Origin of the sequence: Corynebacterium sp. MSK073 (genome assembly GCF_030232085.1) — a bacterium.
Classification (GTDB): domain Bacteria; phylum Actinomycetota; class Actinomycetes; order Mycobacteriales; family Mycobacteriaceae; genus Corynebacterium.
In genome coordinates this window covers 14,118-40,821 of sequence record NZ_JASPIY010000005.1, presented here as the reverse complement: position 1 = coordinate 40,821, position 26,704 = coordinate 14,118, and the positions used below count along the sequence as shown (strand labels likewise).

At 55.2% G+C, this 26,704-nt stretch carries 23 protein-coding genes and 5 pseudogenes; 16 read left to right on the top strand and 12 right to left on the bottom strand.

What is annotated here, in order from left to right; genetic code table 11:
• Positions 1–5 precede the first annotated feature (5 nt).
• On the top strand, positions 6–1,073 hold the full coding sequence (locus QP970_RS04565; RefSeq protein WP_239267635.1) for a D-alanine--D-alanine ligase family protein: 1,068 nt from the start codon (positions 6–8) through the stop codon (positions 1,071–1,073).
• A 14-nt stretch (positions 1,074–1,087) separates the two neighbouring features.
• On the opposite strand, the gene QP970_RS04560 is transcribed toward QP970_RS04565, so the two are convergent.
• Positions 1,088–1,987 carry a DUF3515 domain-containing protein gene (locus tag QP970_RS04560; RefSeq protein WP_239267633.1) on the bottom strand — a complete coding sequence of 300 codons (900 nt, stop codon included), beginning with the start codon at positions 1,985–1,987 and terminating at the stop codon, positions 1,088–1,090.
• On the opposite strand from QP970_RS04560, the gene QP970_RS04555 reads away from it, so the two are divergent.
• The 8 genes from QP970_RS04555 to QP970_RS04520 are packed head-to-tail and all read left to right on the top strand — an operon-like array spanning position 1,935 to position 9,169.
• Entirely contained in the window at positions 1,935–2,972 is a 1,038-nt protein-coding gene (locus QP970_RS04555; RefSeq protein WP_239267630.1) for a thiamine-phosphate kinase, read from the top strand. The genes QP970_RS04560 and QP970_RS04555 overlap by 53 nt on opposite strands.
• Positions 2,973–2,974: 2 nt before the next feature.
• Entirely contained in the window at positions 2,975–3,613 is a 639-nt protein-coding gene (locus QP970_RS04550) for a uracil-DNA glycosylase (RefSeq protein ID WP_239267628.1), read from the top strand.
• 10 nt (positions 3,614–3,623) lie between these two features.
• A complete protein-coding gene (locus tag QP970_RS04545; RefSeq protein ID WP_284869732.1) occupies positions 3,624–4,976 on the top strand; it encodes a DAK2 domain-containing protein in 1,353 nt (450 codons plus the stop codon).
• 2 nt (positions 4,977–4,978) lie between these two features.
• Positions 4,979–7,111, top strand: a complete 2,133-nt coding sequence (locus QP970_RS04540; RefSeq protein WP_284869731.1) for an ATP-dependent DNA helicase RecG — start codon at positions 4,979–4,981, stop codon at positions 7,109–7,111.
• Positions 7,112–7,130: 19 nt separating this feature from the next.
• Entirely contained in the window at positions 7,131–7,343 is a 213-nt protein-coding gene (locus tag QP970_RS04535; RefSeq protein ID WP_239267622.1) for an acyl-CoA carboxylase biotin carboxyl carrier protein subunit, read from the top strand.
• Positions 7,344–7,937 (top strand): 16S rRNA (guanine(966)-N(2))-methyltransferase RsmD, encoded by a 594-nt coding sequence (gene rsmD / locus QP970_RS04530; protein ID WP_239267620.1) that lies wholly within the window; start codon positions 7,344–7,346, stop codon positions 7,935–7,937.
• Between the two features lie 15 nt (positions 7,938–7,952).
• On the top strand, positions 7,953–8,426 hold the full coding sequence (coaD, locus tag QP970_RS04525; RefSeq protein ID WP_023031110.1) for a pantetheine-phosphate adenylyltransferase: 474 nt from the start codon (positions 7,953–7,955) through the stop codon (positions 8,424–8,426).
• Positions 8,423–9,169: a sulfite exporter TauE/SafE family protein gene (locus tag QP970_RS04520; protein ID WP_239267618.1), complete on the top strand. Its 747-nt coding sequence runs from the start codon at positions 8,423–8,425 to the stop codon at positions 9,167–9,169. Before coaD ends, QP970_RS04520 begins: the two co-directional genes overlap by 4 nt.
• A gap of 28 nt (positions 9,170–9,197) precedes the next feature.
• Here the strand turns inward: QP970_RS04520 and QP970_RS04515 are convergent, their stop codons facing one another.
• The 6 genes and pseudogenes from QP970_RS04515 to QP970_RS04490 form a co-directional block, all read right to left on the bottom strand.
• Complete coding sequence (locus QP970_RS04515) at positions 9,198–9,962, bottom strand: amino acid ABC transporter ATP-binding protein (protein ID WP_284869730.1); 765 nt, start codon at positions 9,960–9,962, stop codon at positions 9,198–9,200.
• On the bottom strand, positions 9,962–10,915 hold the full coding sequence (locus tag QP970_RS04510; protein ID WP_239267978.1) for an amino acid ABC transporter permease: 954 nt from the start codon (positions 10,913–10,915) through the stop codon (positions 9,962–9,964). Before QP970_RS04510 ends, QP970_RS04515 begins: the two co-directional genes overlap by 1 nt.
• Entirely contained in the window at positions 10,908–11,795 is an 888-nt protein-coding gene (locus QP970_RS04505; RefSeq protein WP_239267616.1) for an ABC transporter substrate-binding protein, read from the bottom strand. Before QP970_RS04505 ends, QP970_RS04510 begins: the two co-directional genes overlap by 8 nt.
• Complete coding sequence (locus QP970_RS04500; protein ID WP_239267614.1) at positions 11,795–12,631, bottom strand: DUF368 domain-containing protein; 837 nt, start codon at positions 12,629–12,631, stop codon at positions 11,795–11,797. The genes QP970_RS04505 and QP970_RS04500 overlap by 1 nt, the downstream gene beginning before the upstream one ends.
• Before the next feature lie 475 nt (positions 12,632–13,106).
• Positions 13,107–13,274, bottom strand: a complete 168-nt coding sequence (locus tag QP970_RS04495; protein ID WP_284869729.1) for a glutaredoxin family protein — start codon at positions 13,272–13,274, stop codon at positions 13,107–13,109.
• Between the two features lie 19 nt (positions 13,275–13,293).
• A pseudogene (locus QP970_RS04490) lies at positions 13,294–13,772 on the bottom strand (DDE-type integrase/transposase/recombinase); the annotation flags it as partial.
• A 58-nt stretch (positions 13,773–13,830) separates the two neighbouring features.
• Between QP970_RS04490 and QP970_RS04485 the strand changes: the two are divergent.
• Positions 13,831–15,049 (top strand): annotated as a pseudogene (locus QP970_RS04485) (IS3 family transposase).
• Between the two features lie 169 nt (positions 15,050–15,218).
• Here QP970_RS04485 and QP970_RS04480 read toward each other — a convergent pair.
• Positions 15,219–15,380 carry a hypothetical protein gene (locus QP970_RS04480; RefSeq protein ID WP_284869728.1) on the bottom strand — a complete coding sequence of 54 codons (162 nt, stop codon included), beginning with the start codon at positions 15,378–15,380 and terminating at the stop codon, positions 15,219–15,221.
• 261 nt (positions 15,381–15,641) lie between these two features.
• Here QP970_RS04480 and QP970_RS04475 point away from each other — a divergent pair, with 261 nt between their 5' ends.
• The 3 genes from QP970_RS04475 (at position 15,642) to QP970_RS04465 (ending at position 19,699) form a co-directional block, all read left to right on the top strand.
• Positions 15,642–16,103 (top strand): hypothetical protein, encoded by a 462-nt coding sequence (locus tag QP970_RS04475; RefSeq protein WP_284869727.1) that lies wholly within the window; start codon positions 15,642–15,644, stop codon positions 16,101–16,103.
• A gap of 389 nt (positions 16,104–16,492) precedes the next feature.
• The gene (locus QP970_RS04470; protein WP_284869726.1) at positions 16,493–18,823 is read left to right on the top strand and encodes a coiled-coil domain-containing protein; all 2,331 of its coding nucleotides are present in this window, start codon (positions 16,493–16,495) and stop codon (positions 18,821–18,823) included.
• Between the two features lie 609 nt (positions 18,824–19,432).
• A complete protein-coding gene (locus QP970_RS04465; protein WP_284869725.1) occupies positions 19,433–19,699 on the top strand; it encodes a transposase in 267 nt (88 codons plus the stop codon).
• Positions 19,700–19,848: 149 nt separating this feature from the next.
• Here QP970_RS04465 and QP970_RS04460 read toward each other — a convergent pair.
• Positions 19,849–20,256, bottom strand: a pseudogene (locus QP970_RS04460) (transposase); the annotation flags it as partial.
• A 63-nt stretch (positions 20,257–20,319) separates the two neighbouring features.
• On the opposite strand from QP970_RS04460, the pseudogene QP970_RS04455 reads away from it, so the two are divergent.
• Positions 20,320–21,445 (top strand): annotated as a pseudogene (locus tag QP970_RS04455) (IS256 family transposase).
• 533 nt (positions 21,446–21,978) lie between these two features.
• On the opposite strand, the gene QP970_RS04450 reads toward QP970_RS04455, so the two are convergent.
• The 3 genes from QP970_RS04450 to QP970_RS04440 all read right to left on the bottom strand — a co-directional run bounded on the left by QP970_RS04450 (position 21,979) and on the right by QP970_RS04440 (position 24,979).
• Positions 21,979–22,740 carry a hypothetical protein gene (locus QP970_RS04450; protein ID WP_284869724.1) on the bottom strand — a complete coding sequence of 254 codons (762 nt, stop codon included), beginning with the start codon at positions 22,738–22,740 and terminating at the stop codon, positions 21,979–21,981.
• Between the two features lie 644 nt (positions 22,741–23,384).
• Complete coding sequence (locus QP970_RS04445) at positions 23,385–24,137, bottom strand: hypothetical protein (protein ID WP_284869723.1); 753 nt, start codon at positions 24,135–24,137, stop codon at positions 23,385–23,387.
• Between the two features lie 281 nt (positions 24,138–24,418).
• Entirely contained in the window at positions 24,419–24,979 is a 561-nt protein-coding gene (locus tag QP970_RS04440) for a hypothetical protein (protein WP_284869722.1), read from the bottom strand.
• A gap of 156 nt (positions 24,980–25,135) precedes the next feature.
• Here QP970_RS04440 and QP970_RS04435 point away from each other — a divergent pair, with 156 nt between their 5' ends.
• Positions 25,136–25,744, top strand: coding sequence for a recombinase family protein (locus tag QP970_RS04435; protein ID WP_284869721.1), 609 nt, complete (start codon positions 25,136–25,138; stop codon positions 25,742–25,744).
• A gap of 62 nt (positions 25,745–25,806) precedes the next feature.
• A pseudogene (locus tag QP970_RS04430) lies at positions 25,807–26,328 on the top strand (transposase family protein); the annotation flags it as partial.
• Positions 26,329–26,704 lie beyond the last annotated feature (376 nt).

Here is a 26,704-nt window from a genome sequence, read left to right as displayed (position 1 = left end):
CGCCCATGACTGAAAAGACCCGCGTGGCCGTCCTTTACGGTGGCCGCAGTACCGAGCACTCCGTGTCCTGCGTATCCGCAGGCGCAATCATGAAGCACCTTGATCCGGAAAAATTCGAGGTGGTGCCCATCGGCATTACGCGCGAGGGTACGTGGACGCCGGGCGATACCGAGGGCTTAGAAATCGTCGATGGCGTCATGCCTGAGGTCAAGCGCGGCACGGAATTGGCGCTTTCTGCGGATCCATCGCGTAAGGGTGAAATCCGCACGATTAGTGACGGTTCGCTGTATGCCCACGTTGACGTTATCTTTCCCATTCTCCATGGGCCTTATGGTGAAGACGGCACCATGCAGGGGCTTTTCGAGCTCTCCGGAATCCCTTATGTGGGCCCAGGCGTATTAGCGTCCTCGGTGGGAATGGACAAGGAATTTACCAAAAAGATTTTATCCGCCGCGGGCCTGCCGGTGGCACCAGAGGTCATTGTGCAGGGCCGCACGGAATTAACCGCGGAAGAAAAAGACCGCCTTGGCCTGCCGGTCTTCGTCAAGCCTGCCCGCGGGGGCTCCTCGATTGGAGTCTCCAAGGTAAGCGACTGGGCGGATTTCCCAGAAGCAGTGCGCATTGCCTTGGAAGACGATGACAAGATTTTGGTCGAGCCAGAAATCGTCGGCCGCGAGGTAGAGGTCGGCGTCCTGCAATACCCGGATGGCGAGCTTATTGCCTCGGTGCCGGCGCTGCTCAAGGGCATCGATGACTCCGATGAGGGCTTCTATGGCTTTGAGACCAAATACCTAGATAACGTGGTCACGGCCCAGATTCCCGCGCCTTTCCCAGAAGAACTCACGGCGCAATTGCGCGATATGGCGATTCGGGCCTTCAAAGCGCTCAACTGCGCAGGCCTTTCCCGCGTGGATTTCTTCGTCACTGAAGAAGGCCTGTACATCAATGAGGTCAATACCCTGCCGGGATTTACCCCGATTTCCATGTACCCCCAGGTGCTGGCGGCCTCTGGCGTGGAGTACCCCACGCTGCTTGAGGTACTCATCGCACGCGCAGAGGCCCGGACCGCGTAGGTCTGCGGCTTCCTTTACCTTTCTGGGACGTGCTTCGCGGTGATATCGCTTAGGGCTACCAGTGCTGCCTGTGCGGAATCCTGCGGGGCGTGCAGCGCCAAGTAGTTCTCGCGGCCGAGCGCAAACCAGGTTCCTGCGGTCGTGCCTTGGGCCAAGGTCGTATCCTCAAACCAGGCAATATCGTTGACCTGCTGGAGCTGCACGCCAGCCTCGTAATTTTCCGGCTGGGCGACGCCACAGCGCGCGACGATGTCCTCGTGCCCTTCAGAGCTCCACACGTAGGTGTCTTTATCGTCAACCTCACGGCGGTGGTAGCCATCCGCAATCTCATCCGGTAGCGCCTTTTCTACCGCGGCGCAGCGGTCATTTTTTGCCGCCTTAAGATCGCGCAACGGGGCTGGATGGGTCTCGGCTGGCTTTTTCTCCAGGGTGGCAACGGCCTCATTGAGGTCCTGCGGCTTTTCATCATTAAAGGTCGTTACCGCCACGACGGGAAAGCGCTGGGTCGAATACCAGGTAGAGAGGCTAGAACCAGATGTCGCATCCTTGACCTTGAACCACTGCTCACCGTCGACGTCTTGCGTCGTGGAGTAATCGGTGTACTGGACGGGCATGGCAACACCGCAGCGCGCCGTCACCTTTTCCTGGGAATTAGCGGCCCAAGCGGCAACGCCGGCGGGGACGGGTTCTGCAATATCGGCGCGCGGTTGACCCATGGCTTCATCGGGAAGCGCCTGCACAAAGTCCGTGCACGCCTGCGAATCGGCCTCCTGGGAATCCACCGGGGAAACCGCCACGGGGGCCTTGGCTGTGTTTGTGAATACGTATTTCGCGCCGAAAAGGACCGCTAGAACCATCACTATGGACAACCCAAGTGAAATGAGGATCGCGGTGCGGTTAAATTGGGATGTCATAGGGGTTCATTTTATCGAAAGGATGCCGGTGAACTTAAGTCAGACTCTCGCGGACGTGGGGGAGCAGGCGGTGATTCAAGAAATCACAGCGGCCGCTCCCAGCAGCTTGAATGGGGATGATGCCGCGGTACTTTTCGCGGCACCGCCCAATTCGCGCACGGTAGCGTCTACCGATCTGATGGTAGATGGCCGGCACTTCCTGCGGGAATGGTCCACCCCGCGCGAAATAGGCAAAAAGGCCATCCTGCGCAACTTCGCCGATATCGAGGCCATGGGAGCGCGCCCAGTGGCGGCCCTTTTAGCCATCGCCGCACCGGGTGATACGCCGGTGAGTTTTGTCAGGGGCGTGGCTAAGGGCATCGCCGAGCATTGCTCTTTTTACAACGCCGAGCTGGTGGGCGGAGATATTACGAAATCGGACCTGCTGGTTATCAACATCACCGCCGTCGGCTTTTTGGGCGGTAGCCGGGCAGCGTTGACCCTTGATGCGGCGCGCGCGGGCCAGAAGGTCGTAGCCCATGGCGCGATTGGCCACGCGGCGGCAGGCTTATCTTTGCTGCAGCGCTTTGGCCGCGACCTGCCGGCAGAGCATGCGGATTTGTACCCACTTATTGATGCCCACTGCGCCCCCTGGCTCAGCCCCGGCCGCGGCGTTATCGCCCGCGCCGCCGAGGTCACCGCCATGACCGATAATTCCGATGGACTGATTCAAGACTGCGGAACCATGGCGGAGCGCTCTGGGGTCCACATCGATTTGGAGGCCGATGCCATCCAGCCCGATCCACTCCTGCACGCCGCGGCCACCGTCCTCGATTGCGATCCTTGGCAGTGGGTCCTGGCCGGCGGCGAGGACCATACCTTAATTGGAACCACCGCAAAGCAGGCGCCTTCGGGGTTCCGGGAAATTGGCACCGTCTCGCGCGGCAGCGGCGTTACAGTGGATGGTAAACAACCCCGTTATGCAGAAGGGTGGGCAGGATTTTAGATATGCACCCGACTTACCATCCCTCGTGGGAACCGGTCCTCGCGCCGGTGCTGGAGCAGCAGTGGCCACGGATATCTCAGGCGCTGGACAATCAGGATTACCTGCCGCCGGCAGAAGACGTGTGCAGGGCATTGCAGATGCCGCTTGACGATGTCCGCGTGCTCATCGTTGGCCAAGACCCCTATCCCACCCCGGGCCACGCGATGGGGATGGCCTTTTCCACCAAGCAGGGGGTTAAACCCCCGCGGTCCCTGGTCAATATTTACCGCGAGCTGTATGACGATGTGGGCGTTCGCGGGCGCGAGGACGGCGATCTAAGCGCCTGGGCCGACCAGGGAGTCTTGCTCCTTAATAGGGTGCTAACCGTGGCACCGGGACAGGCGGGCTCGCACCGGCACATTGGCTGGGAAGAGGTGACCGAAGCCGCCATCCGCGCTCTTAACCGCACCCCGATGGTCGCCATATTATGGGGCCGCGATGCCCAATCCTGCGAGCGCTTCCTCCCCGATGTGCCTTGCATTACCTCCCCGCACCCTTCGCCGCTCTCGGCCAGCCGCGGGTTCTTTGGTTCCCGCCCATTTTCCCGGGCAAACGCCCTTTTGCGGGACCAAGGCGCGCGAGAGATCGCGTGGGACTTGTAAACTATTGCGCATGTCATACCCCAGTACGCTGGACGCTCACGGATTGCGCAATTGGGCGCACCGCGCTGTAGGCGAGCTTTCCCATCGTCGCGCCGAAATCAATTCGCTCAACGTTTTTCCGGTGCCGGATTCTGATACCGGCTCGAATATGGCGCACACCATGGAAGCCGCCGTCGCCGAGGTGGAAAAGGGTGGCGGCGACGTTGCGGCCGCGCTTGCGATGGGCGCCGTGCGCGGGGCGCGGGGAAATTCCGGAATGGTCCTCTCGCAGGTCCTGCGCGGGATCGCGGAGGCCACCGTGGATTCCACCATCGATGGCGCCATCTTTGCCGCCTCCCTCATGCATGCGGTAGAGCTCGTGGACCGAGCCATTGCAGAGCCGGTGGAAGGCACGGTCATCACCGTATTGCGGTGTGCAGCAGAAAAGGCGGAGCACACCGCGCGGCAACCCGAATCTAGTTTTCACGGCGTCGTAGCAGAGACGATTTCGGCTGCCCAGAAAGCTCTTGCGGAAACACCCTCGCAGCTGCCAGAACTGCGTGCAGCCGGGGTCGTGGATGCAGGCGGTGCCGGTTTAGTCATCCTTTTAGAAGCCCTCCTTGCAGAAATTGAAGGAACCACCAGCCACGCACCCGAATCCATGCAAGAGACCGTCACCGAACTCGAGGTGGTCTTCTTTTTCGAAGGTGATAGCGCGGCGCTGAAAGAAAAGATTGCCTCCTTGGGTACGAGCCTGGTCATCGCGCAGGCAGGCGAGGATAGCGCCTCCATCCACATTCATTCCACCCAGGCCGGTGAGGTCATTGAGACCGCCTTTGCCACAGGATCGGTGAGCAACTTGCGCCTAGAGTCCCTTCCGGAAGCCCCGGCAAGGAGCAAAGAGACCGATGCTAGTCATGCGCGCACCGTCTATGCTGCAGTGCCCGCCGGCCCCGTGGCCGAGCTGGTGCAGTCCGCCGGGGTGACGGTGGTTCAACCAGGAGAAACAATCCATGCGGCAGGCCAGGACATCGTGTTATCTAGCGGGCTAGAAGAACACGCAACCGCAGCGCATACAGTAGAAATCTCTTCCCTTGCGGCGGGGCTGGCCGCCATCTCCGTCTATGAGCCGGATAATGCGGATACCGCCGCGGTCGTAGAATCCATGCGCGATGCAGCGCACTCGATGCGGGTGGCGCACCCGGCAGAAGAATCTGCGGCAGCCATCGCTAAGACGTGCCGCCAGCTGCTTACCGCCGGTGGGGAACAGGTGACGGTTATAAGCCCGCTTGCCATCTCGCAAGAAGAGCTGGCAGCAGAGCTAGGCGTCGATGTAGTGGCCTTGCAGGTGCCCGATATTCCTACCGAGATCGGGGTGGAATAGCGATGCTCGGCTGGCAAGATGATCGCCCGTTGACCGATGTCTTGGAGAAAAAAGACGCCACCAAGATCACTAAGGCGCTGGGGTATAAGACCTGCGGGGAGCTCTTAGCGCACTATCCGCGCGATTACATTCGCCATAATCAAGACGTGGGGCTTGGCGATGCCGCCGAGGGCGATATCGTCACCGTAACCGGAACCGTAACGGGAATAACGACCCGCGATACGGGCAAGACCACCATCATCAATGTCCAGCTCGATGGTCATATCGTCGCGACGTTTTTTAATGCCATGTACGTCTTGCGGATGCTCCACCGTGGGCAGCGGGTGATGATGAGCGGAAAATTGAAATATTTCCGCCAGCAGCCCCAGCTGCAGCAACCGGATTTCGTAGAAATCGACGCTTTTGGGCGCCCAGACGGGGAACTCGCAGCCTACCGTGAACAGGCGCCAACGGCGGGGAAGAAAAAGTCCCAGAAGGCAACCGGGTCCCTGCGCAACCTGTCCCAATTCGGGCGGCTCGATAAATTATTGCTCGAGCGGGAATGGATCCCGGTGTATCCCGCCACGGCGAAGATCACCTCGTGGTACCTCATGGGGGCCATCCACTACGTGCTCGCCCACACCCCAACCATTAGGGAACCTTTAGACCAGCAGATGATTATCAGCCTGGATCAAGCGGTGCGCGAAATCCATGAGCCCGGCGCGGCTGGCCCGCAACGCGCGATTCAGCGCCTCAAGTACAACGAGGCGCTTTCCATTGGCCTGGTCATGGCGCTACGCCAGCGCGATGCTCATGCGCACACGGCGCCGACGATGCCTGCAATTTTGGGCGGTTTCCGCGAAGAGTTATTGACCCATCTTCCCTTTGAGCTCACGCAAGGCCAGCGCAGGGTTATTACTGAAATCGACGATGATCTGTCCGGTTCCTTACCCATGATGCGCCTGTTGCAAGGCGAGGTGGGCTCGGGAAAAACCATGGTTGCTACCTGCGCCATGCTGCAGGCCATCGATGCTGGGAGCCAGGCGGCACTACTGGCCCCCACCGAAGTCTTGGCTTCCCAGCACGCGGCCTCCATTGGTACGTCCGTGCCAGAAGGCGTCAAGGTTGTGCTCTTAACCGGTTCCATGCGGACCGCCGAGAAGCGCCAAGCGCTCCTGGATATCGTCTCGGGTGAGGCGAATATCGTCATCGGCACGCATGCCATCATTCAAGAATCCGTCGAGTTCTTCGATTTGGGTTTGGTGATCGTGGATGAGCAGCACCGTTTTGGCGTGGAACAACGCGATAGCCTGCGTTCTAAAACGCGCGAGGGGATTAGCCCCCACGTCTTGGTCATGACGGCAACTCCTATCCCGCGAACCATCGCCATGACGATTTTCGGCGACCTTGCGGTATCGACGCTCGCCGAGCTACCCGGTGGGAGAAAACCGATCCAGTCTGCCGTGGTGGCGGAATGGCGGCCCATATGGGTGGCGCGGGCGCTCGAGCGCATCCGTGAGGAAGTGGCGCATGGGCACCAAGCGTATATCGTCTGTCCGCGCATCGAAGGCGAGGGCGGCGTGCTTGAGTTGGCAGAACAGCTTGCCGCCGGCCCGTTTAAAGGGCTGCGGGTAGATATCTTGCACGGCAAGATGCCAAATAAGGATGAGGTCATGACCTCTTTTGCCCGGGGTGAGATCGATATCTTGGTATCCACCACGGTCATCGAAGTGGGCGTCGATGTTCCCAACGCCACGGTCATGCTCATCCGAGAAGCGGAGAATTTTGGCGTCTCGCAGCTGCACCAATTGCGCGGGCGCGTAGGGCGCGGTGGGAATGCATCGATTTGCCTGATGCATACGAAAGTGGAGGATAACTCGCCCTCGTATCGGCGCATTACCCAGATCGCCCAGACCTCGTCCGGGTTTGACCTTGCGGAATTAGACCTTCGGCAACGCCACGAGGGCGATATCCTGGGTGCGGTGCAGTCTGGTACGCACCGGACGCTGCGGCTGCTCAACCTTGCAGATGACCAAGATATTGTCGAGCGCACCCACGCGGATGCGTATGCCATGGTCCAGCGCAATCCCCAGTTGGCCGAAGAGCTAACGCGGAATCTGAGCCAAAGCGAGCAGGAATACTTGGAGAAAAACTAAGAGGGGATAGGCTATAGGTATGAAAATCTACGCCCCCTTCGCGGGCATCGCTCGCTGCCATGTCGATGTAGGCGAGAAAATTAGCACTGGTCAGGAGCTCGCTACCGTTGAGGCAACGAAGCTGGAATCGCCGGTCGTGTCCCCTGGTCCAGGGACGATTTCGCGCATTGCGGTGGCGGATTTTAGCGATGTTATTGGCGGAGACTTAATTATGGAGATTGGAGAAGCGTAAATGACGCGGATTATTGCAGGCGAAGCACGGGGGCGCACGATTAAAGTTCCGGCAGAGGGAACCCGCCCGACCGCCGATCGCGCGAGGGAAGGCCTCTTTTCCTCGTTGAATGCCCGCTGGGGGTTCCCAGGCTCCAAGGTGCTTGACCTATTCGCTGGTTCCGGCGCCTTGGGCTTGGAGGCATTAAGCCGTGGGGCAGACGAGGCAGTGCTGGTGGAGTCCAACCCTGCGGCGGTCTCCATCATCAAGCACAACATTGGCGTGGTGAAGCATCCTGGTGCCCGCGTGGAGGAACGGAAGGTATCAACGTACTTGGCCAGCGCCCCGCGCGGCTACTTTGATCTGGTTTTAGCCGATCCGCCTTATGCGTTTGATGATGTCCCCGGGCTCATCGCCGCAGTAGAGCCTGTGCTGACGGATAACGCGATGGTGGTCATTGAACGCCACGTTGAATCGCCCGAGACCGACTGGCCAGAAGGGTTTGCGCCGACGGGGCAGAAATTAAAGAAGCGTACCTTCGGCATCGCGCGCATGGATATGGCAGTCTATACCCGTCCCGGTACTGACGATGCCGATGACACCTTAGATAACTAGAGAAAGAGATATTGTATGACCACAGCCGTGTGTCCCGGTTCTTTTGATCCCATCACTCTTGGCCACGTGAATATTTTTGAGCGTGCCAGCGAGATGTTTGATGAGGTTACGGTGCTCGTTACCGGCAACCCAGAAAAGCCTTCCGGGTTATTTAGCGTGCACGAGCGCATGGATCTCATCCGCCAAAGCGTGGATGCGCGCATTAACGTGGACTACTGGTCCGGCCTGCTCGTGGACTATACCTCGCAGCACGGCGTCGACGTTTTGGTCAAGGGGCTGCGTTCTTCCCTGGACTATGAATATGAACTGCCGATGGCCCAGATGAACCGGCGTTTATCTGGCATCGATACGGTCTTTTTGCTTACCGATGAAAAGTACGGCTACATCAGCTCATCGCTGTGCAAACAGGTCGCGCAATTCGGCGGTGAGGTCACCGGGATGCTTCCGGATCCGGTAGTTCAAGCGGTGAAAGAAAAATACCGCCGATGATATTGGCGCTGACTATTTTTGCCGTCGTTGTTGCGGGATCCACGCTGCAACGCGTCTCCGGCATGGGGCTTGGCCTCATCGGCGGGCCCATTCTTATGTTGGTGATGGGCCCAGTAGAAGGCATCCTCGTGATCAACGTCTTGGCGGCGGTCAATGCGCTGCTGACCACGGTGACTGTCCGCCGCAATGTGAGCTGGAGAATGTTCGGGCTCATCGCGCCCGTGATGATTATCGGTTCTCTGGCGGCCGCGGCGTTGATTAGCAAGATCGATACCGCAGGCCTATTGATAGTGGTGGGTGCAGCGCTTCTTATCGCCTTGGCGGTGGTGACCTACGGCGCTAGGTTCGTCCCGCCGATGGAGGGCAAGGGCCCGGCCATTTCTGCGGGCATTCTTGGCGGATTTACCAATACTTTGGCGGGAGTGGCAGGCCCGGTCATTACCGTCTACGCCCAGGCAGCCAAATGGCCGCAAGCCATGTATACAGCGACCTTGCAGCCGATTTTTGTGGTGGGCGGGCTCTTTTCCGTTATCACCAAGACGGCGCTCGGTGCAGCGACATTTGATGGCTTGCCCTGGATCATTTGGCCCGCAGGCATTGCCGGCATGTTCATCGGCATCTGGCTGGGCACGCGCATCGCGCATGTAGTCTCCAGGAATATCGCGCGCGCACTGTCGCTATCGGTAGCAAGCCTCGGTGCACTCAGTGCACTGATTCGCGGCATCGTCACCTACGGTTCCTAGGGCGCGGCCGGCACCGCGCGAAGCCCACCTAAAGCAGGGAGGATAAGAACTCCTTGGTGCGCGGCTGCTGTGGGGTTTCGAGCACTTCAGCCGGGGTACCGGACTCTAGGACTACGCCGCCGTCCATGAAGAAAATTTTATCGGCGACCTCGCGCGCAAAGCCCATCTCATGGGTCACCACGAGCATGGTCATGCCCTGGGCCGCGAGATCCTTCATCACGCGAAGGACCTCGCCGACGAGCTCGGGATCGAGGGCGGAAGTAGGTTCATCGAAAAGCATGAGCTTGGGGTCCATCGCCACGGCGCGAGCAATGGCCACGCGCTGCTGCTGGCCACCGGACAGCTGGACCGGGTAATTATCGGCCTTCGCCGCAAGTCCCACCTCATCTAATAGCTCCATGGCACGCTTCCGGGCCTTATCCTCTGGCATCTTCTTAACCTGCATCGGTGCTTCAATGATGTTTTCAATCACCGTGCGGTGGGGGAAGAGGTTAAAAGACTGGAATACCATGCCGATATCGGAGCGCTGCTGCGCAGCCTGCTTCTCACTGATTTCGTAGAGGATTCCATTCTTTTCGCGGTAACCAATGAGCTCACCATCGACATAAAGGCGGCCCGCCGTGGCCTTATCCAGGTGGTTAACGCAGCGCAGGAAGGTCGACTTACCGGAACCGGAAGGACCTAAAAGGCAGGCAACCTCGCCGGGTTGGACCTCTAAGTCAATACCCTTGAGCACCTCGAATTGCCCGAAGGATTTGTGCACATTCTGGGCGGAAATCATGGGAGTAGTCATTAGTTTTTACCCTCCTGGATTACGGAGACGTTGCGGGGGATAGTACCTTCGGCATCGGCAAGCGCGGCAAGTTGGCGCCCGGTGAGCTCGCGGGTGGCGCCGCGCTCAAAGTGGCGCTCGAGGAAATACTGGCCCACCATGAGCAGGGAAGTAATGACCAAGTACCACGAGGCGGCGACCATCAAGAGCGGAATGGGCTGGAAGAGGGCTGCGGAAATGTCCGTGGCGCGGCCGAAGATCTCGTGGGTATAGGGGATGGCCACCACCAGTGACGAGGTCTTGAGCAGGGAAATGAACTCATTGCCTGTCGGCGGGATGATGATGCGCATCGCCTGCGGCAATACGGTGCGCCGCATGGTCATCCACCAAGACATGCCGAGGGCCTTGGAGGCTTCCTTTTGTCCTTCCGGCACCGAGGAAATGCCCGAGCGCACGATTTCGGCCATATAGGCGGCCTCATTGAGTCCCAAGCCCATGACCGCCAAGAAGAAGGCATTGGTCAACACGCTTTGCAGGGAAACCTCTGCAAAGCCCAAGTTGATGGACTGGTAAATCGCGGAGAGCAAGCCCCAGAAAACCAGCTGGACATAAATCGGGGTGCCGCGAAAAATCCACAAGAAGATCCAGGAAATGGCACGCAGGATGGGATTGGGCGACATGCGCATCACGGCGAGGATGGCGCCGCCTACCACGCCAATGATCATGGACAAGATGGTGATCGCAATCGTATGCAGGGAGGCGATGGCGATGCGCCGGTCAAAGAGATACTGGAAGTACGTATCCCACCCAAAGGCCTCGTTGCGCGCGGAGGCTATGACAAACCACAGGCCGAGGATCAACAGTACAGCGGCAAAAATCCACCGCCAGGGGTGGCGCAGAGGCCGGGCTTCAACCTTGGCGGGTGCCTCCTGCTGTGCCGTAGGGCCGGCTGTGTCTTTGTGCTCGTTAACCATTGATGGGCCTTTCATTAATCATCGCCTGGTCTACTAATCCATCCTCAATTCCCCAGCGGGCCAAGATCTCCGCGTACTCACCGGTATCGATAAGATGCTGGAGGGCTGCAGCCGAGGCCTTGCCCAAGTCCGAGTCCTTCGGAACCGCGAAGCCATAAGGAGAGGCCTGGAACATATCGCCCACTGCGCGCATCTTTCCCTCGGAGCGATTGACCGCCCAAGCCGTTACCGGCGAGTCTGCGGATAGGGCATCGGCGCGGCCCATCAGGACGGCGAGCGCGGCGTTATCCCCAGTGTCATAGGACAAGACGGTGAGATCGCCGTCGCAGGCCTCTTGCTTGGGGCGTACATCGTCGGTCTCGGACACGGTGGTGCGCTGCACGGCGACGGTCAAACCGCAAGGGTTTTGGGGATCGACCATATTGGGGCCATCGACAAGCTCTGCCCACTGGATGCCCGCATAGAGGTGATCCACGAAGTCGAACTCATCGCGGCGATCGGCCGTATCCGTAAACCCGGAGGCTCCCATGTCTATCTGGCCGGACTGTACCGCCGGCAGGATCATGGAGAAGTCTTGCTCCAGGGCCTGGAATTTCAGACCCAGCACCCCGGCTACGGCGCGGGCAAGGTCGAGCTCTACGCCCTGCAGATCTCCGTGGGAGTCCTTGAGCTGAAACGGGGCATAGGGCGGGTTCGTTCCCGCCGTCAGCACGCCGTCATCGTCGTGGTACATCGCGGCGATCTCGGGAACCTCGCTGGTCTGTGGTTCCTCCCAGCCCTCTGGAGTCGAATCCTCCTCGTTGACCACGCACGCGCTCAAGGGGAGTACGCACGCCATAACGACAGCCGTGAGTGGTCGATGATTAATCGCCCAGGGCATTAATATTCCGCCGTCCTTTCCCCAATGGCACGCGCGTTCCTGCGGTCTACGTAGATGAAGACGGACACGATAATGGCACCGAGGATGAAGTATCCGATGATGGCGCCCGAAGAGGCATCCTGGTCTGCACCCCACGGCCACAAGGCGCGCAGGGAGCCCAGCATGAAGCCCGCCATCGCGGCCAAGGTGGGGGCGCGGTGGCTGCTGAGCAAATAGTTGAGCAACTTGATGAAGGCGGCGAGTCCGCACAGGGCGCCTAATGCAAAAACACCCATGGTGCCCAACTCGCGGTCTGATACCGCGCCGATGATCGGCTGGTACAGCCCCATAGTTAGCAAAATGAGCGAACCGGAAATGCCCGGCAGGATTAGCGCGCATACAGCAATCGCTGCCGCAAAGAAGACCACGATGAGGCTCGGGTCATTCTGCGGCTCGGAGGTAAAGCCCGTGACGATGAAAATTACGACCGCAGCAGCGATAAACGCGATGATGGAGGAGGGGGCGGTGCGCTCAGCCTTGGACAACATGGATAGCGGAACGATGATGGAGATGACCACCATGCCTAAAAAGAGTGCGCTGGAGGCAGAGACGTTGTTGTCGACGAAGTTGGATAGGAGCGTGGAAAAGCCAAAGACGGCGATCAGCATGCCGACGGCGACAGAGCCCAGAAAGGACCACTCGACCTTTTTAAAGTTGCCGGAAATGAGGTCATTGGCATTGCGGACGGCGCGCTCATAAATCCCCACGATGAGGGCGACGGTTCCGCCGGAGATGCCGGGAACCAGCTCGGCCATACCGATGAGGGCGCCACGAATGGCGTTCAAAATATAGTGCATAAATTAAAAATCTACCTGGGTATAAGACATGACTGCGGTTGACGGGCCACTCGGGGTGCCAAAAACTCGTGGCTCAAGACCGAACGGCGTGGTGCACCATCGCCCGCGGTGGTTTAAGTCTGCATATCTTTCATTACTTTAACGGTTATCTACCTTATATGAGATGGGCTTGTGCTTAAAGTCTCGAGGGAAGAACGTGTTATTTTGCAACGGCTATGCTTCTCGAGCGTTGTGTAAATATGCAATTCGCGGAAGGATATACGCACAATCTAGGCAGCAGCAAGATAAACAAGGTGGCATGACGAAACCCCGCTTCCTCCGTGGATATTTATCCGGAAGGAAGCGGGGTTGAAATGTGCCTCTGGTGAGACTCGAACTCACACTAACTCACGGTTGTTAAGGGTTTGACCAGGTGCTAATTTACGCCGACCTGTTTTGTGACAACAATTTGACAACTAAAACGGGCTCTACGCGGCTAGGTTTTAGTGTCTTCGGCGTGGAAACCTGACCACAAAAATTCTCCATCTTGTTCTAGAACGGGGGTAGAGGTGTAGCCAGCATTCTTGAGCTTTTCGGCAGCGACCTCGTCTACGCTGATGTCAATCACTTCGTATTCTGCGTCGACTGCATCTAGTGCGCGCATGGTGGCTCGGGGCCAGGCCCGTTCCCACACTCGGGTGAATTCCAGACTCAGCTAAAGCCGTAGAATATTTCAACGACACGTACTGACTGCCCCGATCGCTGTGGTGAATCAACTGGTCGCCATGGATTCTTCCAACACTGGTTAAAGCGTGCTCTAAAGCCTCCATCGGCAACGCATCAGTGCGCAGCATAGAGCACGTGGCAAGACCAACAATTTGCCGACTGAATACATCCACGAAAGATGCGGTGTAGGCGAACCCCGACGAAGTACGAACATAGGTAATATCGGCAACCCAAAGACCGCCCGGTGCGTGTGCACGAAAGGTTCGCTGTACTAGGTCTGGGCGACTATCAGGTGTCTTTGGGCTTACCGTTGTTATCGGATGTCGTCCATGTCTCGGCCGGAAACACCTGCTAGCTTCATCAACCGGGTAGTCTTATCGCGGCCAATATGAAAGCCTTCGTGGTTCATAGCGTGCCACATTTTTCGAATACCGTGAGGTTACCCTCGTTTAGTGGACGCCCTATTTGTGCGGATTTTGTGCCCGTAGGAGAGGATGTTCATTGTGAGTCAACAGCGCAAGAAGTACACGCCGGATTACCGGCGTGGAGCTGCGAACTTGGTAATCGAGTCGCGGTGCCCGATTGCTCATGTGGCTAAGGAGATCGGTGTTTTCGCCGGGCTTTTAGGCCGGTGGGTAAAAAATGAGCGCGAACGCCGAGGAGCATCAGATGGGATGAGTGAGTCTGATCTTCGTGCTGAGAATGCTCGTCTGCGCCGTGAGCTGGCTGAGGCGAAGATGGATAACGAATTTTTGGCTTAAGGGACAGCCTTCTTCGCTTTAATGCAACGCGAGCCGAAAAGTTCGAACTAATGCAGCGAGAGAAGGCGAACTACAGCATCAAACGTATGGCACGGCTTTTAAAAGTGTCTCGGTCTGGATACTACAAATGGTCCCATACGCAGCAGAAGCGGCTATCCGGCGAAGATTATCGTGCAGCATTCTACGATGATGTCGATCGTAAGATTCATCAGATTTGGTCGGACTCCGATGAGGTTTATGGTGCTCCGCGGGTCACCGCAGAACTTGCCGAGCGCTACCACATTGCGCTTAACCGTAAGACTGTGGCTAAACGGATGCGCATGATGGGTATTGAGGGGATTTCACCGCGTGCCTTTGTCCCGGTGACTACGATTCAAGCCAAGCGTAAGTCCACGCTTCCTGACCTGGTCAAGCGCATGTTTGATACTGGTGAGCTCAACCGAGTGTGGATGTCGGATATTACCTACCTGCGCACTTCTGAAAGCTGGTTGTACTTGTGCGCAGTCTGCGATGGCCATTCCCGCAGAGTACTGGGATGAGCTATGGATAGCGTTCAAGATACATACCTAATCGAACAGGCCCTGCGAATGGCACCTACACTTCCGCGGTGGCATTCCTGATGGGCTGGTGTTTCATGTTGACCGCGGAACCCAATTCACCAGCGAGAAGCTCTGGAAGGTTTGCCGCAGCCTGGGCATTGCTCAGCCCGTAGGGCGTTACTTATGTGTGCTTCGATAACGCGATGGCCGAGTCGTTCTGGTCGACGCTTAAAACTGAATTCTACGACCGTGAGCGCTGGCCAACCCGTGATGCCGCACGCAAGGCCGTTGCTTACTGGATTGAAGTCGTCTACAACTGCCGACGCCGGCACTCCGCACTCGCGATGGTTAGTCCTGTTGATTTTGAGAGCCGCATTGCTCTAACCACCAGCAGACAAGAAATAGCTGCCTAACCATTAGGTAGCTCCACTACCTGTCCACGATTTGCAGGCAACCCCAACCGTGAAGCATTGCGAATGGGACTTCTTTAGGGAACCGAGCGAAGGCGCGGAAAGAAGGGCAACCTCGATTTCAGGATTGGGGTAGTGCGGTGAGAGGAGGACGTCGCCAAGCGTCCGCTCATCATGCTCCAGCCCTAATGGGCTCCCGCAGCGCTAGTGCCTCGCGTGCGGCGGTGCCGTAGCGCTCGTGTAGGCAGCGGTGGGTGTGGTCCGGGGCGTTCAGTGGCATCGATGCCTCGCTGAAGTTGTGCAGTTCTGATTCATCGGCGTTGGGCTGTACCACGCGGGGATGGGGTGGTTAGGTGGGGCGTCGGCAAGCAAGGCGGTGGCAAAGGACCCGCTGGTGAGTAAGGCGAAGGCCGGGGGTGCGTGCGTGGCGCGGATGTTGCCGAAACCGGTTACGTTAAAGAGAAGGAGCCTAAAGGTCGCAAGGCTTCAAGCATCACGAGTGGCCGGTCTTATTCATTGTCCTTGGTTGGAGTGCTTGTACGTATCTATAAGTTGGTTTCGTCTCCTGCCTTACCCCAGCAGACGCTGGTAGCGTTTGATTACATACCGCAACCAGCAGCCACGGGAGGCCTATTTTATGGACGGCGACATTGCTGAGCTGCTCGTATGCGCCGGGTTGGTGCTTATCATGGTGCTTTACTGGACCTACTACATCCGGTATGTGCGGAGGAATCCCAGATCAGAAAAGTGGTACGACGAACCCGCCTGGGAAGGTGCAGCAAGTGATGGCGTGCTCTTCTATTATCCTTATAGCACGCTAGTTTTGGGTGTTGGCGGTATCGCAGGCTTGGTCGATGGTGCTAACCCTCCCGAGTTTGTTGGCACGGTGCTGAAGGTTGCGCTCATGGCAGCTCTCCTCATCGGAGTCGTTGGATTTACAGGTGGGGTTCCGCTTCCGTGGCCTTTTGTTCCGCGTTGGGTCGTCGATATCCGCAAAGCAAGACGCGCTAGAAGGCGTGCGCGCAGACAGGCCAGAAAGAGGGAAGAGGAAGAATAGGCTTGGTGGCTTTTCCAGGGAGAACGAGCGCGATGCGCTCACTCTCGTGAAAAAGTTTTTACTTCCGCCCGCGGACAGCCTGAGGCGGGGTCGAGTCTTCCGCTACGATCACGCTCACGTCGATGTTGCCGCGCCTGCCTTGGAGAAAGGGTAGGTCTCGTGGGGGGGCGTCGGTGAGCACTTGCGCGGTCTCCTTGGCCGCGCCGGGGACAGTGACCTCAAGCTCGACGCTGATGAAGTGCCCCCGAAGCCGTTGCTGAGGGGCACGCGTTCGTCGACGGTGGAGTCGGCGACGTCCGCGCCCTTCGGGAAAAGCTATATAAATATAATGATCACCGGATTTTGAGTTAGTCTGGCGCAAGTCGTCCTGTCTAGAAGTGGAAAGTGAAATGATGGCTAAGGGAACTGAATGGCTGAAAACTGACCTGCATATCCATGTGCCTAAAACGGCGATGAACGACCAGTACAAACTAGACGCGGTTAGCAGAGCTCAGCTATTAGAAACGCGGGGCGTGGAAACAAAGAAAGACGCGAGTTTTCTTGGGCAAAAAGAGAAAGATGAAGCTGTCCAAGAGCAGTTTTTAAAGAAGTTAGCTGAGTCCGATCTAGATATCATCGGGTTGACTGACTACTTCTCTGTGGACAACTTTGAGATTTACTCCAGTGAATTGAGGAAGCAACAAAAAAGGGTGTTCCCAAACGTCGAGTTGCGCCTTACGGAAGACGCTGGTCGCGGGCACATTAATTTGCACCTAATATTTTCTGACCAGGTAAAAGTTGAAGCCATTTCCGCGATGCTGAGCCGATTGAAATGCAACGGCCAGCGGCTCGGGGACATTCCCCGTAGTGAATACAGTGACGTAACAGTGTCTCTTGACACGCTAAAGGAGGAACTTGAGGGGGCTTTCCCATCACGTGAAGATTCCTACTTCGTGGTAGTTCCAGTCCGCGGTGATGGGTTGTACGATCCCGAGCTGAAAACTGGTAATTCCGGCCGCTACCGGAGCGTAGCCAAGAATGTTGCTCAGTTCGCAGACGCGCTGTTCGGGAATGCGAACGATCTCAGATCTATCAGGTCAATTGACTGGGCTGCAGTGTCGGGAGCGAAAGGCAAGAAGAAGTCTTTAAGTCCAAATGAAGAGCTCGGAGTGCGGATTGGTCGGCCTATGGCCGTTTTTCGGGGATCGGACGCGCATAGCTTTGACCGACTAGCTGCTTTTCCCGACGACGGCGCTTACACATGGGTGCGTGGTCTCAGAGACTTCAGTGTCTTACAGCAAACTGTTGTTGAACCAGAATCGCGTCTAGAGATTAGTCCAAGAATGCCAGGGTTGAAACGGCCGGAGCACGTAATCCGGAAAGTATCCTTCGGTAATGACCAATACATGCCCGATGTGGAGTTTAATCCAGGGTTGAACTCGATCATTGGCCCCCGCAGTTCAGGTAAATCAACCCTTCTTGCCCATACTGCCTACGCCGTCGACGCAGATAAAACGCTAGCGGCGCAGCAGGCTGCGGTCCCAGAAAAGTCTCTCGACGATTTCGGACCCGCTGAAGGTCATCGGTGGCAAGATGCTCTCAGTAATTTAGATGTGAAAGTGGAGTGGGAAGATGGGACTATCTCATCATCCTCTGATTTGCAAGGAACCAGAATGGTTCACTATGTTCCCCAGAATTTCCTCTTCCAACTTTCCTCTGGGGACCGTCGCAATACTGACAAATTGATAGAAAAACAAATATCTCAAAACCCCTCCGCTAAAAGTATTTATGAAAAAATACTCAACGAATACTCTCAATGCAAGGCTGGGATCCGAGAATCAGCAAAACGCTTTCGATTGGACAGCATTGAACGGGAAACACTGCGTCAGAAAATCAGGGAAGCTGGCGACGAAAACGCACTACAAAACGAATTTGCCGAGGCCCAAAGAGCTCTCAAAGAAATCACAGCGGGAAGCGAGAACCCGGAGGGGCAAGCAGCTCTGGAGATAGTAGAACTCCACACAGAAATCGAGCAATCGGCGAAGGCTCTGCGGAACAGTGCGGGTTCTGTGGAGGCATTGCTAGAGCGCCTAGACGTTGAAACTGTCTGGGCTACTCTTTTCGAGAACACTGATAGTGATACGTACCTGCAGTGGCTTTACACGCAGGTAGAGCCGGTGTTAGCGGATGCGGTTTATTCCGTTAATGCGGAAGTTAGACGTCTTTTGATAGAGGGTAATCGTAATGCCTCCAAAATCCAGGATAATCTATCTGCCTACATCAATCGTGAGGACGTTAAGAAGCGGGCATATGCTTTTACCGAAGTTCGAGGCTCTCGCCTGGCCGACGCAAAGCAAAGGTATGACACTGCTAAAACGCAGTGCGATAAACACAAGAAATTTCTCGATGAGCTTGACGCTGTTGAAAGAAGAGTGAATGAAGAGCTCGATTCACTGGTTAAAAAATATGCTGAGTGGGTAGAAAGTTTTGCAAATTTGCAACGTGAATTCGAGCAAGAGATTTCACTAGAAGAAAATGAGTCTTCTTATCTAAACTTTGTAGAAAGTGGTCGCGATACCCGGGAACTTGATAACTTTAAGGATTTTTTCCTCGAACGAGGGCAGGATAAGGAGTTTAAAAACCTGCTCGCTGAATTAGATGGTCTGCAATTTACAGAGGAAGTTGTATCTAAAGTTGCTAGTAAGATCTTTGCTGGCGATGCGAAAGTTGCAGCAAAGTAACGAGGACGAGATGACTTATTCCCAGAGTTCTGTGAGGCCCTTATCCCTGTGCCGCGGTTTGGTAGTAACTTTGAGGGAGATACAATTGGGGGGTTCAAGCCTACGACTATGACGGCCGGCAAGCGTGCACTATTTGCGTTAACTGTACTTCTTGGAGACGACGATTCTCCTTGGCCACTGCTCTTGGACCAGCCGGAGGATGATCTAGACTCTCGATCTATTTTCAATACCATCGCCCCGTTCCTGAGAAAGGGAAGCATAAAGCGCCAAATTTTGATGGTCACGCATAATGCAAATCTTGTTGTGGGGGCGGATTCTGACTTAACGATTGTCGTTAACCGCCACAGCAAAGACTATCCGAATGGAAGTGAGAATCCGTCACTTTTCTTGTCGGTAGCAGGAGCCTTAGAGCAATCTCAGAGGAGCGTAAAGTCCAATTCTCCGTTTTTCTTAAGGCGGAAAAGCATAAAACGTCATATCTGTGAGGTGGTTGACGGGGGACGTGATGCATTCGAGAAGCGCCAGAAACGCTACTGGGGAAGCAGACAGTGAGAATACCCTCGTTTAGTGGGCACCCTATTTGTGCGGATTTTGTGTCCGTAGGAGAGGATGTTCATTGTGAGTCAACAGCGCAAGAAGTACACGCCGGATTACCGGCGTGGAGCTGCGAACTTGGTAATCGAGTCGCGGTGCCCGATTGCTCATGTGGCTAAGGAGATCGGTGTTTTCGCCGGGCTTTTAGGCCGGTGGGTAAAAAATGAGCGCGAACGCCGAGGAGCATCAGATGGGATGAGTGAGTCTGATCTTCGTGCTGAGAATGCTCGTCTGCGCCGTGAGCTGGCTGAGGCGAAGATGGATAACGAATTTTTGGCTTAAGGGACAGCCTTCTTCGCTTTAATGCAACGCGAGCAGAAGAGTTCGAACTAATGCAGCGAGAGAAGGCGAACTACAGCATCAAACGTATGGCACGGCTATTAAAAGTGTCTCGATCGAGCGTGTCAAGTTGTTTGTGTGTGGGGTTAGGTTTATAGGTATTTGTCGAAGCGGTCGGGGTAGGCAACGGCCATTTGGTTGATGGCTTGTTTCCAGCCGGAAACTCTGGCTCTTTCCATGAGTCTGCCGGCTGTCGCTGAGACTCGTTTGCCTTGCTTTGCCCTCTTTGCGGCTCGTTTGTCTTCGATGTTGCAGATCATCAACCACAACGTCTTCATCGCTGATTCATCGTTGGTGAACTGCTCCCTGTTGCGGGTAGCTTTACGCAGTTCATTGTTGAATGATTCAATCGAATTCGTCGTATAGATTACTTTTCTCGCTGCCGGTGGGAACTGGAGAAACGGTACGAAACGCGCCCACGCATCACGCCAGACCTTGACTGAGCGTGGATACTTTTCTCCCAATTCAGAGGCTTCAAATTCGTCTAAGGCAGCCTGAGCTGTGGACGAGGGTGTCAGGAAGTTTGTGTGTGAGGCTCTGATCTAGAAGGAGTTTCACCGATAATGACTACGGTGTCACCGAAGAAAAACAAAAACCATGACCCGGCGAGGGTCAACGAGATCAGCGAGAAGCTGATGGAAAATTCTGAAATCGCCAGCTTGATTAGCGAGTTGTCGAGCTCCGCTGATGATGCAAGCGAGCTGGTCAAAGGCCTGCTACAGGCATCGATCAACGCTGGCCTTAAGGCGGAGATGGATGCGCACTTGGGCTACGGCCATTGCGACCGCAAAGCGAAATCCCAGGTCGAAACCGCACAGAGAATAATCACCGTAACGGGTCGTACACCAAGACCGTCAATTCTGGCTACGGCGCAGTTGAGGTGACCGTGCCTAGGGATCCGTGCCGGCACGTTTACTCCCCGGATGGTGCCCAAGGGTGCACGTCGGCTCACAGAGCTCGACGACATGATTATCTCGCTCTACGCCGGTGGGATGACCGTGCGCGATATTCAGCACCATCTCGCAACCACCCTGGGGGTGGATATGAGTCCGGGCATCGGTGTGTGCGGATCTGGCCAACCGCGGTGTCCAAGACGTGTTCATCGTGTGCTGCGACGGGCTCAAAGGCCTGCCTGAAGCAGTTGAGGCAACCTGGCCGAATTCCATGGTGCAAACCTGTATCGTGCACCTGATTCGGGCTGCGAACCGGTGGGTGTCCTACCAGGACCGCAAAGCAGTCTCCCGCGCACTGCGTGAGGTCTACACAGCCGCTAACGAGGACACCGCACGTGCCAGCCTGGATGCTTTCGAGGCCAGTGAACTTGGCCGGAAATACCCCCAGTCGGTCAAAGTCTGGCGCGACGCCTGGGAGCGGTTCGTGCCGTTTCTGCAGTTCCCACCGGCGGCACGCCGGGTGCTCTACACCACCAACTCGATCGAATCGCTCAACGCCGAACTGCGTAAAGCTACCCGTAACCGGGGTCAATTCCCGAACGATACTGCCGCACTAAAGACGCTGTGGCTGATGATCTGCAACATCGAAGACAAGCGCGCTGCCCAGCGAGCGAAGAAAGCAAAGCGCAACATTGAGTGCAACGGCTATATTGAAGGAGCGAAAGCCACCGGGTGGAAACAAGCCATCAACCAACTAGCCGTGGCTTACCCCAACCGATTCGCGAACTACTTGTAAACCAAGCCGCCGCACACAAAGAATCGGACACTCTCCCACTTAACGATGCGGCACTAGTTTTTCACGTACACCACCGTGAGGATTGCTTAGTTGTTCTGCTGCCCGCCACCCGCAAAAAGTGACGCCCCCTGAAGAGTGCCTGACAAAAGAAGCCGGTTCCATCCAGCTAGGTCCATCAACCCTACAGCCTCTAGCAAAAGGGCGGCTACAAATATTCCGACGAGTAAAGCCGCAGGTATCCAGTGCACGGCTTTTCCTTTCACTCCTTTAAGTGCCCATCCATAGAGGAGGATTCCAATTATCAACCCCCCTCCAGGCCAAATAGAAACGGTGTCCTGATCGTGACCGTCAAAGCCATAAGAAGAGGCAGTAAGAAACACGAAAAGGGAAGTTTGAAAAACTATTAGCCCCATGTTCCCCATTACATTCGGCCATTTTTTAATAGCGCTTCTATTACTTTCCGACCTGGGGGGACTATTTTCACTTCGAACCATAGGCAGGGAATTGGGATTTCTTTCCATTTAAAGATTCAGCTACTCATTCTCAGATAGTAAGAAGTCAAAGAGAGTCATAAATTGTTTGACTACAAGATCCCTCTGTGCCGCCGGTGGAGACCACCCCAGATTAGCCGGTCCTTCATATTTATCTTTTTCGCGATCTTCCCACACGGCACCCTCCACGGAAAGAAGATCTATGACAGTCCGCGCTGCTTCATCACGATCGTCCAAACACTCACTAAAGCGCCCCATTTCATAAAAGGGCCTAATAAGTTTTCTACATTCCAAAAAGACATCACCGACAGCTCGAGAATCGTGGTCTTTTTGGTTATAAAGAGCTTGGACACTCCCAAACTCCTCTTTGTGGCATTCCCACAGAAAGAATGCATAAGCAATTTTTTCGAGTTCTTCGAAATTGGGCCATGTAGGGTTTTGCGCAAGCTCAAGAATGTCTTTTTCCCAAACCTCCGCGAGTGCTACCGGACAATTGGACCAAAACCATAAGTATCGACCGAGCACTTCTAGCTTTGTGCAATCAATCTCCACTGCGGCACTCTTGTGAGCCTTCGCAGATAGTGTGACTGACGCTTGATCTACAGAAAGCCCTTCAACTATTGAAGAAATCGCGCCTGGATCGAAAACCCATATAACGTCAGGCTCTTTATGCTCTAGCCATACCACCATAATTCTCGCCCCCAGGGGAGATGACTTATTGGCCATATCCCAACCAATCAAGTCTCTCGTTTTTACAGAGCTACTGCCGGACTTCACTTGAATATTTATTGTTTCGAAGCTCATCTCCCAAGTGAATGACGATCCGGCCCTTATGTCTTCTCTTTGTTTCGAAGTGAGCGGAAGGGTAGGGATCTGGCAGCTAACGTCTAGCCCATTGTCGTCCATTGTCAACAAGTTGGTTGCAATTCCTACACTCTCGAGCGCAGCCACTACTTGTAGCTCGGCCTGCTTCCCTCGTACTGTATTCGAAGTCCTCAGCATGAAAGTTATTTTAGCTAAAGAGGACTACTTCAAAGTAGGGAGATTATAGGGTACACCTTACTTGTATCACTTGCGGCTAGCCGTGAACGTTATTAAGAGTATTAATTTTTGGCGCTTTAGAACGACGGTTATAGCCACTATCAAAAAAATAACTGCCGTAACACAGCGAGTAAAAGTACTTGGATGCCAAACTGCTGCGCCAAAGGAAAAGAGGCTAATCAGAATCCCGTAGGCGTAGGAAGTTACAACCTCGTGTTTTACGGCGCAATAAATCAGCCCCAATCCCCCAAGGACGGAAGGTACCGCCCATATAACGAAGTTCTCTGAAGAAAGAGCCGAACTCTCTTCATGAAACTTCGACAACAGAACGGATCCGCTTAAGATTAGCGCAAGTGAAAAGATACTGGGCCAAGTAATGTTCTGTCTTGTCAAGATTCCCTCTTTCGTTAACAGTAGTCTGCGTATACTGGCGGATAATCCGCATGTACACCAATTTTCAAGCCTTGCCCCGATACTGCAGCCTTAGCTGCTCGTCCTCCAATCTCAATTAGAGAAGGAGCGCTAGCAGCAGTGAGAATTATGCCAATAACTGAGCCGACTGGACCTCCAAAGGCTGTTGCGGCTGCTTCAAGTGCTGCGGCTATTCCCGCTGGTCCAGCTTCAGATGCCCCTACAATAGCTGCACCAGCTCCCACTGCTAGATCTTCATTACTGAAGCAGACGGACTTTCCTTGTACGGAAGCGTAATTTGTAAAGTTTCTCGACTTTAATGCATTGCGCTCTTCAGAGGTTTCACTCATCGGCTTTCCGAGGACCTTCTCATGAAGGCGAACTACCTGTTGGTCGGTGAAGCCAAAGTCGTCTTTTAATTGTTGGTCAGTGGCAGACGTTGCGATTTTTCCATCGCGCTCGACAAAGCTGTTTCCGGCGTCTGCGACTTTTTGGATGAAGGAAAGGTCTTCTTCAGAGATTGACTGATCGGAAACCTGAATAGGCTCATCGGCATTCATATCCGCTAGGGAAGACGATAAGCGACTGGTACTAGACAAACTGGAAGAATCTTGGAAAGTATGTGGAGTTTTTGCTTCAGCAGAGGAAGCGTTAATGAGAATTGAGGAACAAACCAGGACTGTAAACGGGGCAGCAATTATCTTCTTCAAAGTAGAACTCCAGACAATAGGAATAACCTTTTCTTGCATTCACATAATAAGTCAGTAAGACTGAGCTGTCATTCTGAAAAGTAAATTAAAAGAAAAATTGCTCGGTAAGCTCTCAAAAACGAAAGCCGGGGAGCAAGTCTAATCGGAATAATTCCACATTAGGAGCATCCATGATTGTCTTACTCAATCGAAGGAATACCCTTGGTTAGTCAGAAGTTCTGGCAAGGGGATTAACTATTTACCCCGAGAAACCCCTGCTTGCCCCGATGACAAGAATGCCGCCCGCCTTCCCCGGAGGCCGGGCGGCATTCGCGTTTCTTTTACGATCCTGTATGAACCGATTTGATGTACCTTGACGCAAACGCAGCGCATATAAGCGATGCCGATTGGAGACCCAATTGCAGTACGTACGTTACAGGGTCTTTTAGACCGGATAGATCAATCATTGCTAAAGCCCCGGCCGCGAGGCATATCCCCAAGAGACAGAAGAAAGCGACCATGGCCCCGTCGGATGCCACACAATAGATGCCAACACATATTATCCACGCGACGGCAAAGGAGCCTAGGGCTATCGGCTTTGCTTCTTTGAACCACTCCTGCTGAAGAGTGGCTGCGCTGGTTACTGCATAGAGAAGAATTTGAATAATGATGAGTGCAATGTTTCCGTAGGCGGGTTTACCCACTGCCGTCTTAAATTTATGCACCGCCTTCTTAAGTTTCACCCACCGGCTCTTCTTTTCTTCGCCCCCTTCACGGTTCTCACATTCTGATTCTTCAACCCTTTCATTCTCTGGAAAGACTTTTTGAAACAAGTGCAGAACAAAGAATGCAAAAAGTCCCTGCATCAATTTCACGAAGAAGGAATCATTTGGTTTCTTCACGAGTTGCCTACCTCCTTAGCCATCGGCCTAGCATCTATAAAGTACACTCTATTGTTACGCGCGTTTATACTGGTAAGCTACATGTAAAGTAAGGTTAATTCGAGCATTATTTTACACCTGTATAGTGGGGACTAGGCCTTATCTATACAGAAAGTGGTGATTGTGGTGTCGGCGGCTAGTGGTTCTGGTTCGCGTGGGCAGCGGGTGGGGTATATCCGTGTCTCGACGGTGGAGCAGAATAATCAGCGACAAAAAGAACTACTCAATACGTCTGGAAGTATTGACCGGTTCTTTGAGGATAAGATTTCCGGACGCACTAAGACAGAGCGTCCTGGACTTGGGGAGTGCATGGCCTATGTGCGCGACGGTGACGAACTCGTCGTCTCGTCGATTGATCGCCTCGCCCGTTCACTAACAGATCTGCGCGGTATTGTTGACGAACTCACCGACAAGGGTGTGACCGTTACTTTTTTGCACGAGAACCTATCCTTCTCGAAAGGCACTAGTGACCCACGCGCGGATTTAATGCTGGGCATCCTCGGCAGCTTTGCGGAGTTTGAACGGGCCATTATCCGCGAGCGTCAGGCGGAAGGTATTGCGTTGGCGAAAATGGCCGGCAAGTACAAAGGTCGCAAACCCGCCCTAAGCCCAGAGCAAGTAGCAGAGATTAAGCGGCGCGTGCTGGCAGGGGAGTCAAAGGCAGCACTAGCGCGAGAGTTTGGGGTCACTCGCCCTACGGTGTATCGGGCGTTGAAAAACGCCTAAAGCGGCGCACGCGTGATGGTAGATCAGCGCGCCCGTCAGCCTCACCACATGCCTTGCCATATGGCGGGTGGCGGATGTTCGGCAGAGGCTCTGACCAGGGCCGGGCGTCCGGCCGGGCCAGTGACGCGGCCGGGCGGAAAGGTTCGAAACCCGGCAGGGGCTACCGGTATCTGCATCACGCGGTCGACGGTCATTCCCGGGTGGTGCACTCGGAGATCCTCGACGACGAGCATAAAGACACCGCGGCGGGCAAGCGGCTTTTTCGCGTCGCTGGGTGTGCGTGTCGGCGCGGTGATGACCGACAACGGCGCCTGTTACCGTTCACGCGCGTTCGTCGAGGCGTTGGGGCCGGGTGTCAAGCACCGGTGAACCAGGGGTGAATCGGCCACAGACGAGCGGGAATGAGGAACTGTTCGACCGCACGTTGATGACTGAGCGGGCCTACGCCCGGCCGTATTTGAGTCTCAGAGCGCCCGGCAGAAGGCGTATGTGGAGTCCAGCCACGACTCCAATTTCCACTGGTCTCATACCGCTATCGGCGGGTTAACCCTATGCAACGCGTTCACAACGTCGCGGGGAAGTACGCGCCCGAACCATCGATAGGCTCGAGACGAATGCTAGTAGAGCACGGCAGACATCGGGGAGTTGTTAGTTATGGCTGTCTTGGCTTCTAACTCAGCATGTGAAGGGGAAACCTCGATAGGGGAGCTCTTACATCTAATTTTCGTATCATGGAAAATACGATAACTAAATCCAACCGTAACCGTCCCACCATCCCTCACTAACGCTTTGTCTCTTCCCCAGTGACAATTGCTTACGATCCCATCGCACTCAACGCGCGGGAACGTAAAAATCTTGTGGAACCACCAGCTCACCCAAGTTGGTTTGAAAACCGTGCGGATTTCACGGCAGTCCACAAAGTTCTCTACGTTTTTATCGTCTTCCAACTCTAGGTACCCT

What these genes read in the sequence shown, in the direction of transcription:
- QP970_RS04565 (WP_239267635.1), top strand. Translation starts at nt 6, where the DNA reads ATGACTGAAAAGACCCGCGTGGCCGTCCTTTACGGTGGCCGCAGTACC.
- QP970_RS04445 (WP_284869723.1), bottom strand. Translation starts at nt 24,137, where the DNA reads ATGCAAGAAAAGGTTATTCCTATTGTCTGGAGTTCTACTTTGAAGAAG.
- QP970_RS04540 (WP_284869731.1), top strand. Translation starts at nt 4,979, where the DNA reads ATGCTCGGCTGGCAAGATGATCGCCCGTTGACCGATGTCTTGGAGAAA.
- QP970_RS04470 (WP_284869726.1), top strand. Translation starts at nt 16,493, where the DNA reads ATGATGGCTAAGGGAACTGAATGGCTGAAAACTGACCTGCATATCCAT.
- rsmD (WP_239267620.1), top strand. Translation starts at nt 7,344, where the DNA reads ATGACGCGGATTATTGCAGGCGAAGCACGGGGGCGCACGATTAAAGTT.
- QP970_RS04450 (WP_284869724.1), bottom strand. Translation starts at nt 22,740, where the DNA reads ATGAGCTTCGAAACAATAAATATTCAAGTGAAGTCCGGCAGTAGCTCT.
- QP970_RS04520 (WP_239267618.1), top strand. Translation starts at nt 8,423, where the DNA reads ATGATATTGGCGCTGACTATTTTTGCCGTCGTTGTTGCGGGATCCACG.
- QP970_RS04510 (WP_239267978.1), bottom strand. Translation starts at nt 10,915, where the DNA reads ATGGTTAACGAGCACAAAGACACAGCCGGCCCTACGGCACAGCAGGAG.
- QP970_RS04555 (WP_239267630.1), top strand. Translation starts at nt 1,935, where the DNA reads ATGGACAACCCAAGTGAAATGAGGATCGCGGTGCGGTTAAATTGGGAT.
- QP970_RS04515 (WP_284869730.1), bottom strand. Translation starts at nt 9,962, where the DNA reads ATGACTACTCCCATGATTTCCGCCCAGAATGTGCACAAATCCTTCGGG.
- QP970_RS04505 (WP_239267616.1), bottom strand. Translation starts at nt 11,795, where the DNA reads ATGCCCTGGGCGATTAATCATCGACCACTCACGGCTGTCGTTATGGCG.
- QP970_RS04545 (WP_284869732.1), top strand. Translation starts at nt 3,624, where the DNA reads ATGTCATACCCCAGTACGCTGGACGCTCACGGATTGCGCAATTGGGCG.
- QP970_RS04500 (WP_239267614.1), bottom strand. Translation starts at nt 12,631, where the DNA reads ATGCACTATATTTTGAACGCCATTCGTGGCGCCCTCATCGGTATGGCC.
- QP970_RS04560 (WP_239267633.1), bottom strand. Translation starts at nt 1,987, where the DNA reads ATGACATCCCAATTTAACCGCACCGCGATCCTCATTTCACTTGGGTTG.
- QP970_RS04550 (WP_239267628.1), top strand. Translation starts at nt 2,975, where the DNA reads ATGCACCCGACTTACCATCCCTCGTGGGAACCGGTCCTCGCGCCGGTG.
- coaD (WP_023031110.1), top strand. Translation starts at nt 7,953, where the DNA reads ATGACCACAGCCGTGTGTCCCGGTTCTTTTGATCCCATCACTCTTGGC.
- QP970_RS04495 (WP_284869729.1), bottom strand. Translation starts at nt 13,274, where the DNA reads ATGCGCGCACTAGATGCAGTCGACGCAGAATACGAAGTGATTGACATC.
- QP970_RS04465 (WP_284869725.1), top strand. Translation starts at nt 19,433, where the DNA reads ATGTTCATTGTGAGTCAACAGCGCAAGAAGTACACGCCGGATTACCGG.
- QP970_RS04535 (WP_239267622.1), top strand. Translation starts at nt 7,131, where the DNA reads ATGAAAATCTACGCCCCCTTCGCGGGCATCGCTCGCTGCCATGTCGAT.